The organism is Streptomyces europaeiscabiei, assembly GCF_001550375.1.
Taxonomy (GTDB): Bacteria; Actinomycetota; Actinomycetes; order Streptomycetales; family Streptomycetaceae; genus Streptomyces; species Streptomyces europaeiscabiei.
This window is the reverse complement of record NZ_LRTR01000532.1, coordinates 20,407-34,987: the sequence shown is the minus strand read 5'-3', so window position 1 is coordinate 34,987 and position 14,581 is coordinate 20,407. Positions and strand designations below refer to the sequence as shown.

At 68.4% G+C, this 14,581-nt stretch carries 12 protein-coding genes; 1 reads left to right on the top strand and 11 read right to left on the bottom strand.

From position 1 onward, the window contains the following. Window positions 1-267: 267 nt before the first annotated feature. From AWZ10_RS26320 to AWZ10_RS26275, 11 genes are all read right to left on the bottom strand, one after another. Window positions 268-1,302, bottom strand: coding sequence for a ricin-type beta-trefoil lectin domain protein (locus tag AWZ10_RS26320; RefSeq protein ID WP_319329268.1), 1,035 nt, complete (start codon window positions 1,300-1,302; stop codon window positions 268-270). A gap of 374 nt (window positions 1,303-1,676) precedes the next feature. Further along, window positions 1,677-4,529 carry a glycosyl hydrolase family 95 catalytic domain-containing protein gene (locus tag AWZ10_RS26315; protein ID WP_060892157.1) on the bottom strand — a complete coding sequence of 951 codons (2,853 nt, stop codon included), beginning with the start codon at window positions 4,527-4,529 and terminating at the stop codon, window positions 1,677-1,679. Further along, complete coding sequence (locus tag AWZ10_RS48135; protein WP_159014982.1) at window positions 4,517-4,831, bottom strand: inositol-3-phosphate synthase; 315 nt, start codon at window positions 4,829-4,831, stop codon at window positions 4,517-4,519. Before AWZ10_RS48135 ends, AWZ10_RS26315 begins: the two co-directional genes overlap by 13 nt. Before the next feature lie 255 nt (window positions 4,832-5,086). Beyond that, entirely contained in the window at window positions 5,087-6,568 is a 1,482-nt protein-coding gene (locus AWZ10_RS26310) for a ricin-type beta-trefoil lectin domain protein (RefSeq protein WP_060892156.1), read from the bottom strand. A gap of 215 nt (window positions 6,569-6,783) precedes the next feature. Next, window positions 6,784-7,260 carry a non-reducing end alpha-L-arabinofuranosidase family hydrolase gene (locus AWZ10_RS55505; RefSeq protein WP_107417497.1) on the bottom strand — a complete coding sequence of 159 codons (477 nt, stop codon included), beginning with the start codon at window positions 7,258-7,260 and terminating at the stop codon, window positions 6,784-6,786. A 384-nt stretch (window positions 7,261-7,644) separates the two neighbouring features. Then, entirely contained in the window at window positions 7,645-8,598 is a 954-nt protein-coding gene (locus AWZ10_RS26300) for an RNA polymerase sigma factor (RefSeq protein ID WP_244172550.1), read from the bottom strand. Window positions 8,599-8,666: 68 nt separating this feature from the next. Beyond that, window positions 8,667-8,978 carry an SDR family oxidoreductase gene (locus tag AWZ10_RS26295; protein ID WP_046703435.1) on the bottom strand — a complete coding sequence of 104 codons (312 nt, stop codon included), beginning with the start codon at window positions 8,976-8,978 and terminating at the stop codon, window positions 8,667-8,669. Beyond that, window positions 8,975-10,180: a mandelate racemase/muconate lactonizing enzyme family protein gene (locus tag AWZ10_RS26290; RefSeq protein WP_046703436.1), complete on the bottom strand. Its 1,206-nt coding sequence runs from the start codon at window positions 10,178-10,180 to the stop codon at window positions 8,975-8,977. Before AWZ10_RS26290 ends, AWZ10_RS26295 begins: the two co-directional genes overlap by 4 nt. 3 nt (window positions 10,181-10,183) lie before the next feature. Further along, a complete protein-coding gene (locus AWZ10_RS26285; RefSeq protein ID WP_046703437.1) occupies window positions 10,184-11,011 on the bottom strand; it encodes a carbohydrate ABC transporter permease in 828 nt (275 codons plus the stop codon). Beyond that, window positions 11,011-11,811 carry a carbohydrate ABC transporter permease gene (locus AWZ10_RS26280; RefSeq protein ID WP_240439302.1) on the bottom strand — a complete coding sequence of 267 codons (801 nt, stop codon included), beginning with the start codon at window positions 11,809-11,811 and terminating at the stop codon, window positions 11,011-11,013. The genes AWZ10_RS26285 and AWZ10_RS26280 overlap by 1 nt, the downstream gene beginning before the upstream one ends. A gap of 184 nt (window positions 11,812-11,995) precedes the next feature. After that, window positions 11,996-13,267, bottom strand: a complete 1,272-nt coding sequence (locus AWZ10_RS26275) for an ABC transporter substrate-binding protein (protein ID WP_060892154.1) — start codon at window positions 13,265-13,267, stop codon at window positions 11,996-11,998. Window positions 13,268-13,374: 107 nt separating this feature from the next. Here AWZ10_RS26275 and AWZ10_RS26270 point away from each other — a divergent pair, with 107 nt between their 5' ends. Then, window positions 13,375-14,199: a FadR/GntR family transcriptional regulator gene (locus tag AWZ10_RS26270; RefSeq protein WP_341846099.1), complete on the top strand. Its 825-nt coding sequence runs from the start codon at window positions 13,375-13,377 to the stop codon at window positions 14,197-14,199. The last annotated feature ends 382 nt before the right edge of the window (window positions 14,200-14,581 follow it).

Below are 14,581 nucleotides of genomic sequence, written 5' to 3'. Positions count from 1 at the left end.
CTCCGCGTTATCGGGAGTTACGCCGAACGTCTTACAGTCCCTCTCGGCCATCAACCGTTCATCCGAAGGCGCGGATGTCTCGTATTCCGGCAGCGACGACGCGCCTGCGGTTCATGGGCAGATCCATCACGTACTCCTGTGGGGCCTCCAAAGGCCGACGAACCCGCTGGGCCCAGGGTGCGGTCATGCCGAGACGGACTTCCGAAAGGCTGGACCGACTGGAGAGGAAGGCGGCCGCGACTACTGCGGCCGCCTTCACACCTGTGCTCACGCTCGGGCCCAGCGTTGGTTGACGCCGGTGTGGCAGCTCCACACGATCACCGCAGCACCGTTGGCGGTGCTGCCGCCGTTGACGTCCAGGCAGAGTCCGGTCTGGACGTTGCTGACGGTTCCGTCGGTGTTCACATTCCATTGCTGGTTCGCGCCGCCGGTGCAGTCCCAGATCCGTGCTCGGGCGCCGGAGGCGGCGTTGCTCGGCACGTCCAGGCATCGCCCCATCACCCGCAGGGTCTGTCCGGTCAGGGTGAACTGCTGGTTGGTGCCGGTGTGGCAGTCCCAGATGATCGTCGGGGCGCCGTTGGACGAGTCGGCGCTGCTGACGTCCAGGCATCGGTCGGCGGACCGGCTCCGCAGCCGGAATGTGGTCGGGTTCGGGGTCGGGTCAGCACCCGTGAAGAAGCTCCAGATCTCTCCCTTGACCCAGCTCCTGGCGCCGCTCTCACAGCCGGCGCACCCGTCCACGGGGCCTTGCTGGTGCCCCCCGTCGAACGCGGCCCAGACGACCGGATACCCCTCTCGGCAGCCCGAGTAGGCGGTGGTGATGTGGGTGCGGCTGCCCGGCGCGGGCTCCGGCGGGTTCTGGGCAGTACAGCCGTTGTTCCTGACGAACCTGTCCCGCAACCCGCGCCCGGCGCCGATGTTGTCATTGATGCCGTGGATTCCCATGTACGCGAAGGGCTGGGTGCCCCCGCTGCACCCGCTGATCCCCCCGGGCGCGGCTATCGCGGCGACCGCACGGAAAACGTTCGGCCTGGCACATGCGAGTGCGTAGCTCATGGCTCCGCCGTAGCTGAACCCGAGGGCGAAGCGCTGCGTGGTGTCGACACAGAGGTCGTTGTCGATACGCCTGATCATGTCGTCGACGAAGGTCACGTCCTCGCCGCCGGAGTTGCCCCAGCCGTTGTTGATGCCCTGCGGAGCAACGAAGATCGCACTGTTGTTCGCCAGTCGCCGGAGTCCGTAGTGGGCGTAGACGTCGCCATCGCTTCCGCCGCCGGCGACTTGCCCGGCGGTGCCACCCAACCAGTGGAATCCGAAGACCAATCGGTGTTGACGGGTGTTGTCGTAGTTTTCGGGGATGCTCAGGATGAAGGAGCGATTCTTACCGCCGCTTTGAATCGTGTGCGTACCGTTCGTCAGTGTGGGGGTACGTCCGCATCCGGCGGTCCCCGCGAGTGTGGCCCCGGCGGTGGGCGACGTGCCGGCCGCAGCGCTGACTTCTGCCACGCCGGCCATGACGAGAGCGAGCAGTACCGCTACCACGGCTCGCCAGGAAAACAATCTGTGGATCGACATCATGCGGCTCCCTCGGTGCTCGGTGACATGGCTCTCCCTGGTTGGTCGGGCCGCGGTTGGCCCCGGGGCCAGGGCCCGTCTAGGACCCTGGGGTCTGGGCCCTAGACGCGGTGGAGTTGGAATCGCTGGTTGGTGCTACCGGTGGCTGCCCACTGGGAGATGCGGGCTCCGTCGGCGGTGGAGGCCTCCCACACGTCCAGGGCGAGGCCGCTCTGCCGGTTGACCAGACTGATCACGCCACCGCCGTGGTCGACCGTTCGCCACTGCTGGCCATGGGCGTTGGTATCCGGCTGCTGGGTGATGTCGGCGCCGCTGCTGCTGCTGGCGACGTGCAGGACCAGACCGCTGTGCCCCACCCGGATCTTGTAGTGCCCGCCGTCGGAGGGCAGGAACTCGAAGTGCTGGTTGAGACCGGCGGTGATCTGCCACTGGATCAGCCGCGCACCGGCGGCCGTGGACGCACCGTCGATGTCGGCAGCCTTGCCGCTGTGCCGGGCCACCAGCCGATAGGCCACGCCGGTCTCCACCGGCCCCGACCTGAGTGCGGACGCGCGGTAGGTGTTGCCGGCCTGGCCGGCGAACTCGATGAGATCGGCCTCGAGCCGCTTCGGCTGGACCGGCTCGCCGCTCGAATCGTCCCGCAGCGTGAAGTCGCCGGTGAAGATCCGACTGCGCACCCGGACGGCACCGGTTCGGTCGGGTGCGACGACGAACTCGATCCGGCCGCTGCTCCACTCGGCGCCGACGGTGTATCCGCCGCGGCCGCGCAGTCCGCTCACGCGCCCGGTGGGCCAGGCGGCCGGCAGCGCCGGCAGCACGTGCAGTTCGCCGTTGTGGCTCTGCAACAACATCTCCGCGATGCCCGAGGTGGCGCCGAAGTTGCCGTCGATCTGGAAGGGTGGGTGCAGGTCGAACATGTTGGGCGCGAGCCGGTCCGTCCGCACCAGGTCCCGGATCAGCTTGTGGGCCCGGACGCCGTCCTCCATCCGTGCCCAGAAGTTGATCTTCCACGCGAGCGACCATCCCGTCCCGTCGTCACCGCGCAGCTCCAGTGTCCGCCGCGCGGCCTCGTACAACTGGGGTGTCCCGCGCTTGGTGATCTGGTTGCTCGGATGCAGACCGTACAGGTGGGAGACGTGCCGGTGAGTGCGCTCGGTCTCCACCCAGTCGGCCAGCCACTCCTGGACATTGCCCCTGGAGCCGACCCGCATCGGCGCCAGCCGGTCCCGGGCCGCCACTGCCTGAGCGCGGAAGGTGGCGTCCACGCCGAGGATTTCGCCGGCGCGGGCGACGCTGTTGAAAAGGTCGCGCAGGATCTGGTTGTCCATGGTGGGCCCCGCGCAGACGGTGGCGTTCGCATGGTGAGTGAGCTCCGGAGAGTTCGACGGGTTGGTGACCAGGTATCCGAGCGTCGGGTGGGCGACCAGGGTGTCGAGGAAGAACTGGGCGGCGCCCTTGAGGGCCGGATAGTTCGAGCGGAGGAAGTCGATGTCACCGGTGAACAGGTAGTGGTCCCAGATCAAGGTGGCCAGCCATGCGCCACCGGTCTGCCACATCCCCCACTGCGCTCCGTCGACGACCGAGGCGCCCCGCCACGCGTCGGTGTTGTGGTGCGTCACCCAGCCGCCGGCGCCGTACTGCGCCTGGGCCACCCTGGCGCCGGTCACGGTCAGGTCGTTGATCATGTCGAAGACCGGGAGGAAGCATTCGGACAGGTTCGTCGTGTCGGCGGGCCAGTAGTTCATCGGCAGGTTGGCGTTGATGGTGAACTTCGAGTCCCAGGACGGAGCCATCTGGTCGTTCCAGATGCCCTGCAGGTTCGCCGGCTGGGTGCCCGGCCGCGAGGACGAGATGAGCAGATATCGGCCGAACTGGAACAACAGGGCGGAAAACTGTGGGTCGTTCACTTGCGCGTGCTGTGCGATCCGTACGTCGGTCGGCTGGTCGGCCGCCGTCGTACGTCCCAGATCGACCGACACCCGGTTGAACAGCGCCTGGTAGTCGGCGAGATGCCGGCTGCGTAGTTCGCCGATGGCGACGTCGCGGGCAGCGTTGAGGCGGCTCCGCGCGATCCCCTGGTAGTCGCCCTCGACGTTCCGGAAGTTGACGTAGCTGGAGCCGATCGACACCAGCACCGTCACGCTGGTGGCGCCGGAGACCCGCAGCGTGCCACCCGAGCTGCTGACCGTGCCGCCCGTCACGGCGGCGCTGGCCAGGGCGAGGAACCTGACCCGCCCGGCGATTCCCTCCATGGCGGCGGAGATGCCGTCGAGGGCGATCGTGGCCCCGTCCGGGCTGGACACCGTGGTCCGTTGTGGACTGTCGAATGTGGCGTTGAAGGCGATGGAGTTGGCCCGGTCGGCAGTCAGCCGGACCACGATCACCCGGTCAGGTGCGCTGGCGAACACCTCACGCTGGTACCGCACGCCGTTCAGCACGTAGGTCGTGAGGGCCGTGGCGGTCGTGAGGTCGAGCGTCCGGTTGTACTGCGACGCACCGGTAGCGCTGCCGAAGGAGAGCAGAAGGTTTCCGACCGGCTGGTAGGCCAGCTGTCCGGCCGGGCTGCCCAGCATCGTCTGACTGATCAGGTCCTGCGCCGGCCCCCACTGATCCGCAAGGACCCGCCGCCGGATCTCCGCGATGTTGGCCGCGCCGCGGGTGTTGGCGGAGTCGTACGGACCGCCGGCCCAGACGGTGTCCTCGTTGAGCTGCAGCCGTTCGGTGTCGACGTTGCCGAACACCATCGCGCCGAGGCGTCCGTTGCCGATCGGCAGTGCCCGCAGCCAGTCCGCGCCGGCCGGCTTGTCGTACCACAGGGCGAGGTCGTTGGCTGCCAGAACCTCCGGCGGCGCGGCCGAGCCGTCCCTGGCCATGGCCGTCCACCCACCCGGGACGATCCCTGCTCCAGCCGCCGCCCCGGCGGCGAGAAACCGTCTGCGTGTCACCTTGGACATGTCGTTCTCCCTTCACTGACTGGGGCAGGGCGCGGACGCGGCGCCCGGGAGCCGGGCGCGCCGGTGGACGGGGTGAAGTCGGTGTAGGGCCAGCCGGCCCGGAACGCGGCGTAGGCGTAGGTCGAACGGGTCGGCAGCACCGTGGCCGGCGCGGCGTGGGCAGCCTCCAGCGCCGCGAGACCGGCATGCGCCGGGTGGCCGGTGGCGCACGGCTCGGTCGACGCGCCGTTGATCACCACCGTCCGGTCGAGACGATGCTGGTCGCGGAACTGGACAAGGTCGTCGGCGAGCGCGGCTGCCACGTCGGTCGGTGGGCCGCGACCGGAACCGGGCGGATCCAGCGTTCGACCTCAGCCAGGTCGCCGGAGACGGCGACCACCGGCCGGGCGGGGATCACGCCGGAGTCGGCCAGTGCCTCCGCCTTCTTGATCCACGCGGACCGCGTTCTTGCGCCCGGTGGTGAACCTCGTCGCCTCGTAGAACAGAACGACCCTTGACCTGCCGGCAGACCATTGCCGTGGCGTCGTTGTTGCCATCGGTTCGGCCGCGCCTGGCGGTCACCGTCCACCGTGTCCGCCGAGTCGGGCGTCGCGTCGCGCGTCAGTGTTCTGGATCTGCCACCTCTGGTTGTCGCCGCCCCAGCACGTCCACAGCTGCGCCTTGAAGGTGGCGGTGTTCACGTCGAGGCAGAGGCCGGAGCGAACGCTGCGGATGGTGCCGTCAGCGCCCACCGTCCAACGCTGGTTGTCGCCGCCGGTACACGCCCACGTGCCGACCACGGTGCCGTTCGTCGTCCCGCTGTTGTACACATCCAGGCACTTCTGGCCTCCAAGTGCGGTGATCTGTCCGCCGACCGTCAAGGTCCACTGCCGGCCAACCGAGTTGGCGCAGGTGTCCACCTGGACCTGGATGTTCGCCGTGGTCCCGCCGGGGATGTCCAGACAGCGTCCGGTGCTGACGTTGCGCAGCAGGCTGGTCGGGGCCGGGACGTCGCCGTCCAGGCCCCAGCCGTGCCTGAGGCGCTCGCGGCCGCTGGCGCTGGGCGTGCTGAGCGTGAGGTTGGTACCGGTGCCGTGCAGTTTCTGCATGGCATACCAGTCGTCGGCCTGACCGGCGCGTATCTTCCCGCCCAGCCCGGGCCAGTAGATGGAGCCGATCCGCAGTTCCCGAAGCACCGTGGTGGTGGCCCGGAAGTAGCGCACGAAGTTGTCGGTGCTCCCGGCGTCGTGGTAGTTGAGCCCGGTATCCATCGGCGCGCCGAACTCGTCGACGACAGTGCGGTCGGCGCAGGAGCCGATCGCGTTCCGCAGGTACGCCACCCACTGGTCGTAGGTCTTCGCACCGCTGAAGAACGTGTAGTGGTGCAGCGACAGGAACGTCCCGTCAAGGCGGCGGTCGGCGCACATGGATCTGATGTCGGTGTTCAGGCCGGCGCCGCTGACGAAGATGCGGTTCCGCGGAATCGACGGGTGGCTGCTGATCCAGTTGCTCACCACGTTCGCCCACTCGCCGGCGCTGTGCCCTCCCGGTTCGTTCATCGGCTCGAAGTGGACGAGGCTGTTGGTGCCGTACCGGGCAAGCACGGTGTTCCACATGGTGTCGAAGGCGCTCGGGTCGACGATGCGACCGCCGCGGGCGGCCACTCCGTCCTCCCAGTAGGAGAGGACGACCTTGAATCCCTTCGCGGTGGCTGCGTCTATCGCGCCCGTGTACGCGCTCCACCAGCTCGTCCCGACTGTGTAGGTGTTGATGGGGAGCCGAACGGTGTTGGCGCCGAGGTTGTTCTCGAAGCCGGTGTAGATGGCGGTGGCTTTCGCCACGACCGTCTGGTAGCTGTCGGAGCCGCTCAACCCGTGCAGGACCAGCGGTCCACCGTGGAAGTTGTCACCGAGCCGGGCCCAGTTGACGCCGCGGAACTGGGCGGTGTCGGCGGCGGCCGGCGAGGCGCTCTGGTGCTCGACGACCGCGAGCGCGCTGAGAGCGGTCAGGATGCAGGCGAGCGCCCGGGCGAGGTAGCGCCGGCGACGGGTGTGGGGCATGGTCGTGCCTTCCCGGTTGGCGGTGTGGTCACGTCTGCACTGTGCGCGATCTGTTGACGTCGGCCGCCTGCCGGCAGCCGGCCGAGCCGGCGCGGAGCTTGCCCACTCCGCGCCGGCCCCCTCCCAGATCGCTCCGCGCGGCGAGCATGTCAGCGTCATGCCGCTGCCGTGGCGCCTGGAAAGCCTCGCTCCCCGGCTTCGCCCGGATCTCCGGGTCAGCAGGTGGAGTTGGTCTGGGTGAGTAGCCCCATCCGCCACGGCAGGGAGATGCGGTCGCCGCCGGCGTTGGGGTGCATGCCCTGGTACAGGAACTGCGACTGGCACGGGTTCAACGGCACGGTCTGGTCGTCACCGGCCCGGATCAGCTCCCCGTGGCTGAAGTCCCGGGTCCACGCCGGGCCCGAGAACGTCACGTTGTCGGAGCGGGCGCACGGGCTCGGCTCCGTCGCCAGGTGTGGCGTCCACGAACCGCTGAGGCTGCCCGAGGTGAACGACCGGTATCGGCGGCGACCTCTCGTTCTCGGCGACGACGCTGTTGAACTCGCGGTTGAGAACCGACATGGAGGTGTTGGAGGAGAACTTGTCCGTTCCGGCCGACCGCGGCGCCAAAGTAGCGGCCCTTCTCCAGGGAGCAGGATGGGTCGGGCCCGGGGCCGCCGCGGCGGATCAGCCGAGTACACGAATTCGTTCATCACCGGCACCTTTCGAAGTCGGGGCCACCTCACTGTGTTGGCGCCGGCAATCCGTAGATCGCTTGTGGATTCCGCTTTCACAGGTCATGAATGGGGAACGGTGACGCGTCGACGACTAGAAGATTGTCAGATTGCCACGGTCCATTCAAGAGGGAACGGTCGATATATATGAGCCAGAGCCGTGGTGCAACCAACCGGAGAAGCGGGACTATTGACGGCCACCCCTCATAACCTTTTCAGGCGGCGAATTGGAGTGACGTGCGCGTGTAATTCGCGGAAGTTTTCGTTATCAGCGGCCGGCTTGGACAGTCGCAGTCGACGTAGTGCCGAAAAGCACGGCGCCGTCACCGAACGCGAAGACTTGGGTGTCGACTCGAGCGGCCCTCAGGCGAGTTGGTCGAGTAGCCCAGCCTTGACGCCGGCAACCGGCCCCGAGCCGATCTCGGCCGACTCGGCTCCCATCACGACGGCGTTCTCGGTCGCCCCGGCGAGCGCAGGTCTGTCGAGCACCGCGGCCGACCGCGCCGGCGGGACGGGGAGCAGCGCCAAGGCGACGATCAGCCGCTCAAGGGGTACCAGTTCGCCGGCGGCCCGGCCGCAGTCCGCACAGGATCGGGTGTGCCGGGTGATGCGCTTACGCCACAGCGTGCTCGGTACGCCGTCCCAGCCTCCCAGCGCGGCGGTCAGCTGTGGGCACCGGGGGCTGGCCTCCAGCGCGGCGACGAGTGACCGGCTCAGCTCCAGCTGGTTGCGCATCCGCTGGACGCGCACACCCGCGTGAGCCACGCTCGTTCCCAGCGCCGCCGCGAGCTCCGCCCTCGCCAGCCGGCCCGCGGTCTCCAGCCACCACAACGACAGCAGCGCCCGGGCGTCCGGGTCGAGCCATCGACTGGCGCGTACGGTCTTTCGGCGATGACCGGACAGCTCGACGTGGATCAGGGCCAGGTTCTCGGCGTCGGCGTCCGGCGAGTCGGTCATCTCGTCGAGGGGGGCCGTCCGTTCGGCATCCGCCTGCCGCCGGTGCAGATGGGTGCTGATCTGTCGTGTCGCGATCGTGGCCAGCCAGGGCCGGAAGCACTCCGGGGCGCGCAACGTGCGCAGCTCAGGAAGTGCCCGCAGCATCGTCTCCTGCACCACGTCGTCGACGTCCGCAAGCTCACCCAGTGCCCTGCGCACGATCGCGTATACCAGTGGCAGGTACGTCGCGGCCAGGTCGTCGAGGGCTCTTGGATCGCCGGCCTGTGCGGCGACGACCAGGCTCGTCTCGTCGGATCGGCCGGCTCGCATCACGAGCCCGTACACATTGACTCGGGCAAGGCCGCCCCAGGTGCCGCGCACGTCGCCACCCTCGGGTTCGCACGCACGATCGACTCGGGCGCGGCCGGCTGGCAATGCATGGCAGCCCATCATCGTCCCAGCCATCCGCCGTCAACGGGAAGAACGATGCCGTTGACATGGTCCGACGCCGAGGAGGCGAGGAACACCGTGGCCCCGGCGAGATCGTCGGCGCCTCTCCAGCGACCGGCCGGGATCCGGCCAAGGATCGCCTGGTTGTGCTGGGGGTCCGCGCGTAACGCCTCGGTGTTGTCGGTGGCGATGCAGCCCGGTGCGATGACGTTGACGCCGCGCCCGCCCCACTCCTTCGCCAGGGCCGGCGCCTCGGTGACCCGGCTCTCGATCTCGAGGGTCCGGGCCCCGCGGTGGACAACCGCTTTCATCGATCCTCCATCCCCATGGTGTCTAACGTCTCTTCCGCGGTGGATCTGCACGGTTCAGGGGTGACCGCGAGCAGCCGCAGCCCGGCCTGCTCCGGCCGTATGTGCGGTCCGTCGGGTGCGTGTGCCGTTCGCTGACGGGCGGCCGCGGTCATCACCGTTTCGTCGATCCGGATGCCCAGGCCCGGCGTGTCGCCGAGCACAAAGGCACCGTCCTCGACGTGCAGGTCCATCGCGACGCCGATCGGCGGCTGCAGGCCCTGCAGTTCGCTGACGAGGTGGTTGGGCACCGACGTCGCGGCGTGCAGCAGCGCGACAGGCGTGTTGCCGATCGGGCTGACCGGCAGGTCGTAGGCGTGCGCCAGCGCGGCGACACGCAGGAAGTGGGTGACTCCCCAGACCGCGGCCGTCTGGACGATGTCGACGCCTCCCGCCGCGATCAGCGGGCGGAACTGCTCGAGGCCGGTGAGGTTCTCCCCACTGGCGACCGCCGTCCGTACGCCACGGCTGACAGCGGCCAGGCCGTCGGCGTCCCAGCGCCGGACCGGCTCCTCGATCCAGGTCAGGTCGAGTGTGCGTTCCAATTCGCCGACGTGGCGTACCGCCTGCTTGCGGCTCCAGGACTCGTTCGCATCCAGCATGAGCCCTGGCCGGGTCCCGTGCGCGGCCTCGGCCAATACCTCGCGTACGAGCAACAGCCGGTGCCGGTCACGCTCGATGTCCAGGCCGCCCTTGAGCTTCGCCGCCCTCAGCCCGCGTTCGGCATAGACCTGGTAGGTGGCGACGAGCTCGTCGTCGGTGAGGCCGATGTCCAGGCCGGAGGCGTAGGCGTGGACCATGCGGTCGTTGCCGCCGAGCAACCGCCACAGCGGCTCACCCACGGCCTGTGCCTTGATGTCCCACAACGCCGTGTCGAACGCACCGATCGTGCCGAACACCACGCCGGCATGCCCGGCTTTGAAGGTGTGCCGCAGCATGCGGTCGTAGAGGGCGGTCACCGCGCGCGGGTCCTGGCCGTCGATGGCGGCGAAAATCACCTCGGCTTCCACGTGCGGTCCCAGGCCGACTCCGGTGATCCCCTCATCGGTCTCGACGATGACGACCGGCACGGGCACGACGCCGTCGTCGTGGACGCCGTTTGCGTCACCGACAGGTCGACCCCATTGCTGTGCCGTCGTCAGGGTTCTGTACCCGGTGATGCGCATGCGTCAGCCCTTCGTCGCGCCGGCCGTCACGCCGTCGGCGATCTGGCGCTGCAGGAACAGGTAGGTCACCAACACGGGTAGCCCGGCGATCAGGACACCGGCTGCGAAGGTGGGGATGTCGGCGGAGTACTGGCCGCGCAGTGAGGTGATGCCCACCATCAGGGTGCGATGGTCGGCCGACGGCATCATCAGCAGCGAGATGAGCACGTCGTTCCAGCAGAACAGCGCGTCGAGGATGCCCACCGACAGCAGTGCCGGAGCACCCATCGGCAGCATGATTCGCCGGTAGACGCCGTACAGGGTGTTTCCGTCGATCCGTGCGGCGTCGACGAGCTCGGTGGGCACCGCCCGGTAGTAGCTCGTCATCAGGAAGACGGTGAACGGCAGGAACTGCGCGACGTAGGCGAGGATCAGCCCCGGATAGGTGTCGATGAGACCGCCGTCGGCCATGATCCTTGCCAGCGGCACCATGATCACCTGGAACGGGATGAACAGTGCCGCGAGGCAGACCAGAGCCAGCGTGGACGAGCCACGGAACCGCACCTGGGCCAGCGCGAACCCGGCCATGGACCCGATGAGCAGGAGCAGCGCCACGGCGCAGGCCACCACGATCACGGAGTTGAGGAAGTACCGCCCCATGCCGACGCTGTTCCACGCGGTGCCGAGGTTGTCCCACTGGAGAGTGCTTGCCAGGGAGAACCGGTCGAGGATGTACTCCCGGCGGGTCTTCATCGCGACGTTGGCGGTGAACAGCAGCGGGTAGATCGTCGCCAGGGCGAGGAGCACCATCGGCACGGCGACCAGCCACCTGCTCGGCCCCAGGCGAGACATCAGTCCTCCCTCCCCGCCCGGCGCAGCAGGCCGACCTGCAGCAGGCCCACGACCAGCATGATGAGGAGGAGGACTGTGGACGCGGCCGACGCGAGCGCCGGGCGGCTCATCTGCCCCTGCTGGACCCAGATGTAGTACTCCGGCAGGTAGGTCGACCCTTCCGGGCCACCACTGGTCATGACGTAGAGCAGCCCGAACATCGAGGTCAGCATCCCGATCATCGTGGTGACGACGACGAACTGGATGGTGCGGGACAGACCCGGGATGATGACGTGCCAGATCATCCGCGCGAGCGAGGCGCCGTCGACCCGGGCGGCGTCCAGAAGTGCGGAGTCCAGGGTCGCGAACCCGGCCAGGAACACCACCAGCGCCATTCCTGACGTCGCCCAGATGTGCACGCCGACAACGGCGAACATGGCTACGTCGGGATCGCCGAGCCAGTCGACCGGGCCGACCCCTGAGCCGCGGAGCACGTCGTTCAGCGGACCGTCGAAGGCCAGTAGCAGGTTGAAGATCGCGCCGACGATCACCGGTGAGAGCACAGCCGGGAAGAAGTAGACGCTCCGGAAGAACGGGTGTCCTGGCACCCGCAGGTAGATGAAGGTAGCGAGCAGTCCCGGGATCGCGACCGCGACCGGCAACAGCAGCACCAGCAGTCCGACGTTGCGCAGCGCGGTGCGGAACAGCGGGTCGTCGATGAGCTCCGCGTAGTTGTCGAGCCCCACCGTGGCACCGTTGCTTTCGCCGTCACCGGTGAAGGAGAAGTTGACACCCAGTCCCAGTGGCCAGAGCCGGAGCACCACGATGATCAGGACAGCGGGAGCGACCAGGACGTAGGGGGCGAGGCGTTCGGCGCGTCGGCCGCTGCGGACTCGCGGAGATTTCGACGCGGGGCCGCGGCCACCTACCGCCTCGCCTGCTCGCGCCCCGTCGGTCGGGCCTGCTTGAGCAGCGCGGACCGACGAACCATCGGATGACATGGCCTCAGCCCGCTTGGTCGGACGCCGCCAGCTGCTTGACCGCCGCGTCGACCGTGACCGATCCGCTCAGCAGTTGCTGAGACAGCCGCCCCATCAGGTCCACAGTCCTGGACGACAGGGCCACGTGCAGGGCGGGCTTGCCACGGTCGATCTCGGACACGATGGTGGCGACGGCCGGTCCACCGCTCGAGACGTCCACGGTGCGGTCGGCCGCGATGGCGCCCGCGTCGGCGTAGAACGACTTCAGTGCGTCGGTCGAGGTCAGGGAGCGCACCAGGTCGGCGGCGACCTTGGGGTCCTTGGTCCACTTCGCGACGCCGTAGCCGATGCCGCCGTCGTAGGGAAGGCTCGGCGTGGCGCCGGCCGTGACGACCGGCGGCTTCATGACGCCGACATTGCCGGCGTCGAGGAATTCGGCGAAGTCCTTCCAGTGCCCGATGTCCGACATCAACCCGATGACGTGGGCGGCCTTGTTGGACTGGAACACCGCGAACGCGTCGTTGAACATCGCCGTCGAGTTCGCCCCGTCGTTGTTCAGGCCTTTGTCATTGGCCTCTTTCCAGAGCGAGAAGACCCGCTTGACCGCCGGCGAAGACCAGTCTCGTTTGCCGGCGATCCAGTCGTCGTACTCCGTGGGCGACAGGACGCCCGAGCCGAGCCCGGACAGGAAGAACTGGATACCGATGCCTTCCTTGTTGCCCTGCGCGAAGCACCTGGCACCGGTCGCCTTGGTGATGGTCCGGCAGTTGGCGACGAACTCGTCCCAGCTAGTGGCCGGCTGCTCCGGGTCCAGCCCTGCCTTCCGGTAGAGCGACTTGTTGTAGTAGATCGGGTGACCTTGCAAGGTCACCGGAGCGGCGTAGGTCTTGCTGTCCTTGCTGAAGGCCTCCCACCCGGCCAGCCGTTTCCTGTCATCACGGACGTACTCGTCCAACGGCAGAAGGGAGTCCGCGCGGTCACGGATCTGCCCGCCGCCGTTGAAGAGCATGACGTCCGGCCCCTTGCCGGCTTGGATGGCGGCCCCGAGCAGGGTGTAGTACTGCTCGAACGGCTGCGCGACGAACTCGACCGTCACGCCGGGATGCCGCTGGGCGAAGTCGGCCTTGGCCTTCTTGACGTATGAGGACGCTGTGGCGTCGCCGGACTTCCAGTCCCAGACGACGAGCTTGCCTTTCGCACCACCGGACGCCGAATCCGGGTCGGATGCGCTTCCGCAGCCGGCTAAGACAACGAGCCCGGCAACCAGGGTCGCCGACCACAGTGTTCGCTGCTTCATTGCTGCCCCACTCTCCTGATGGTGGCCGGCTGTCCGGCAGTTGAGGCTGAGGAGGAACGCAACTCGTATGACGTATGTAACCCGTATGACGTATGACGTCAACAGGGATGCCGTACAGTAGGCCAACATCCTTGGTACGGCACGGGTCCCGGGGGGGTGTCATGACGGCAGTACCGCAGTCATCCGCAAAGGCCTCCGAGGCCCCCGCTTGGAGTCGGCGCCCGGCGAATCTTGCCGCCGCGGTCACGGCTGAGCTGGTGGAGCGGATCGTCCGTGGAGTCCATCCGTCCGGTTCTCCGCTGCCCCCCGAGCCCGTGCTCTGCGAGACCTTCTCGGTCAGCCGCACCGTGGTCCGCGAGGCGGTGAAGATGCTTCAGGAGAAGGGGCTGGTGCAGGTCCGCCAGGGCGCCGGCACGACGGTCACCCCGTCGGCGATGTGGAACATGCTTGACGAGCTGGTCCTCGGCGCGACCATCGCCGAGGACGAGAGCCTGGCCATCCTCGATCACCTCGTCGCGACCCGCCGCGCGCTGGAGTCCGATATGGCCAACGTCGCCGCCCGCCTGGCGAACACCGAGGTGATCGACCGGCTACGCGGTCTGGTGGAGCGGATGGATGAGCTCGTCGACGACCCCGCTGCGTACCAGGAAGAGGACCGGGCGTTCCACGACACCGTCATGCAGGCGTCGGGGAACCGCATCGGGCGTGCCGTGGTCCGTTCGCTGGAGCGCCAGGTCATCAACTCCGCCCGTTACATGGGCCGAACCGGCCGCGCCTTCTGCGTCGCGTCCAACCACGGCCATCGGCGCATCTACGAGCGGATCGCAGCGCACGACCCCGAGGGCGCGGCCGAGGCGATGTTCACCCACATCACCGAGGCGTGGGTGGTGCGCCGCAGCGGGCCGGGCGGGCCGACCCGGCTGCGGCGTTAGAGGCGACTGACGGTCCTGCCGCGGGCGAGGCCGATGCCATCGCAGCGCAGGTGGTCATCTCCTGGTGGCAGTTGAGGGCCACCTCGTTCGTCGACCACGAGTCGATGTGGTCGAGTGACACAGCAGAACATCGGCTTGCAGTCGGCCGGCAGCCCGCCGGGGGACGGATCCTGCAGCTCGACGTTCGGGACGCCGGCCAGCGAGCCCGTCGGCGGGTTCGGCAGGGCAGGAGCAAGCTGGTTGGCGAAGATTCGCTGTGCTGTTCCGGCCGCTCTCTGGCCCCAACCGGCCACGTAGGAGTGGCTGAGGGCGTTGGCCGAAGAGGTAGTCCGTCGCCTGGACGGCACTGTCGCGGTAGCGGACGTCCCCGGTCAGGCCGAAC

Excerpts from the sequence above, each read along its gene's own strand:
- AWZ10_RS26270 (WP_341846099.1), top strand. The coding sequence starts at position 13,375 with ATGCCGTACAGTAGGCCAACATCCTTGGTACGGCACGGGTCCCGGGGG.
- AWZ10_RS26290 (WP_046703436.1), bottom strand. The coding sequence starts at position 10,180 with ATGCGCATCACCGGGTACAGAACCCTGACGACGGCACAGCAATGGGGT.
- AWZ10_RS26295 (WP_046703435.1), bottom strand. The coding sequence starts at position 8,978 with ATGAAAGCGGTTGTCCACCGCGGGGCCCGGACCCTCGAGATCGAGAGC.
- AWZ10_RS26285 (WP_046703437.1), bottom strand. The coding sequence starts at position 11,011 with ATGTCTCGCCTGGGGCCGAGCAGGTGGCTGGTCGCCGTGCCGATGGTG.
- AWZ10_RS26310 (WP_060892156.1), bottom strand. The coding sequence starts at position 6,568 with ATGCCCCACACCCGTCGCCGGCGCTACCTCGCCCGGGCGCTCGCCTGC.
- AWZ10_RS55505 (WP_107417497.1), bottom strand. The coding sequence starts at position 7,260 with ATGAACGAATTCGTGTACTCGGCTGATCCGCCGCGGCGGCCCCGGGCC.
- AWZ10_RS26315 (WP_060892157.1), bottom strand. The coding sequence starts at position 4,529 with ATGTCCAAGGTGACACGCAGACGGTTTCTCGCCGCCGGGGCGGCGGCT.
- AWZ10_RS26275 (WP_060892154.1), bottom strand. The coding sequence starts at position 13,267 with ATGAAGCAGCGAACACTGTGGTCGGCGACCCTGGTTGCCGGGCTCGTT.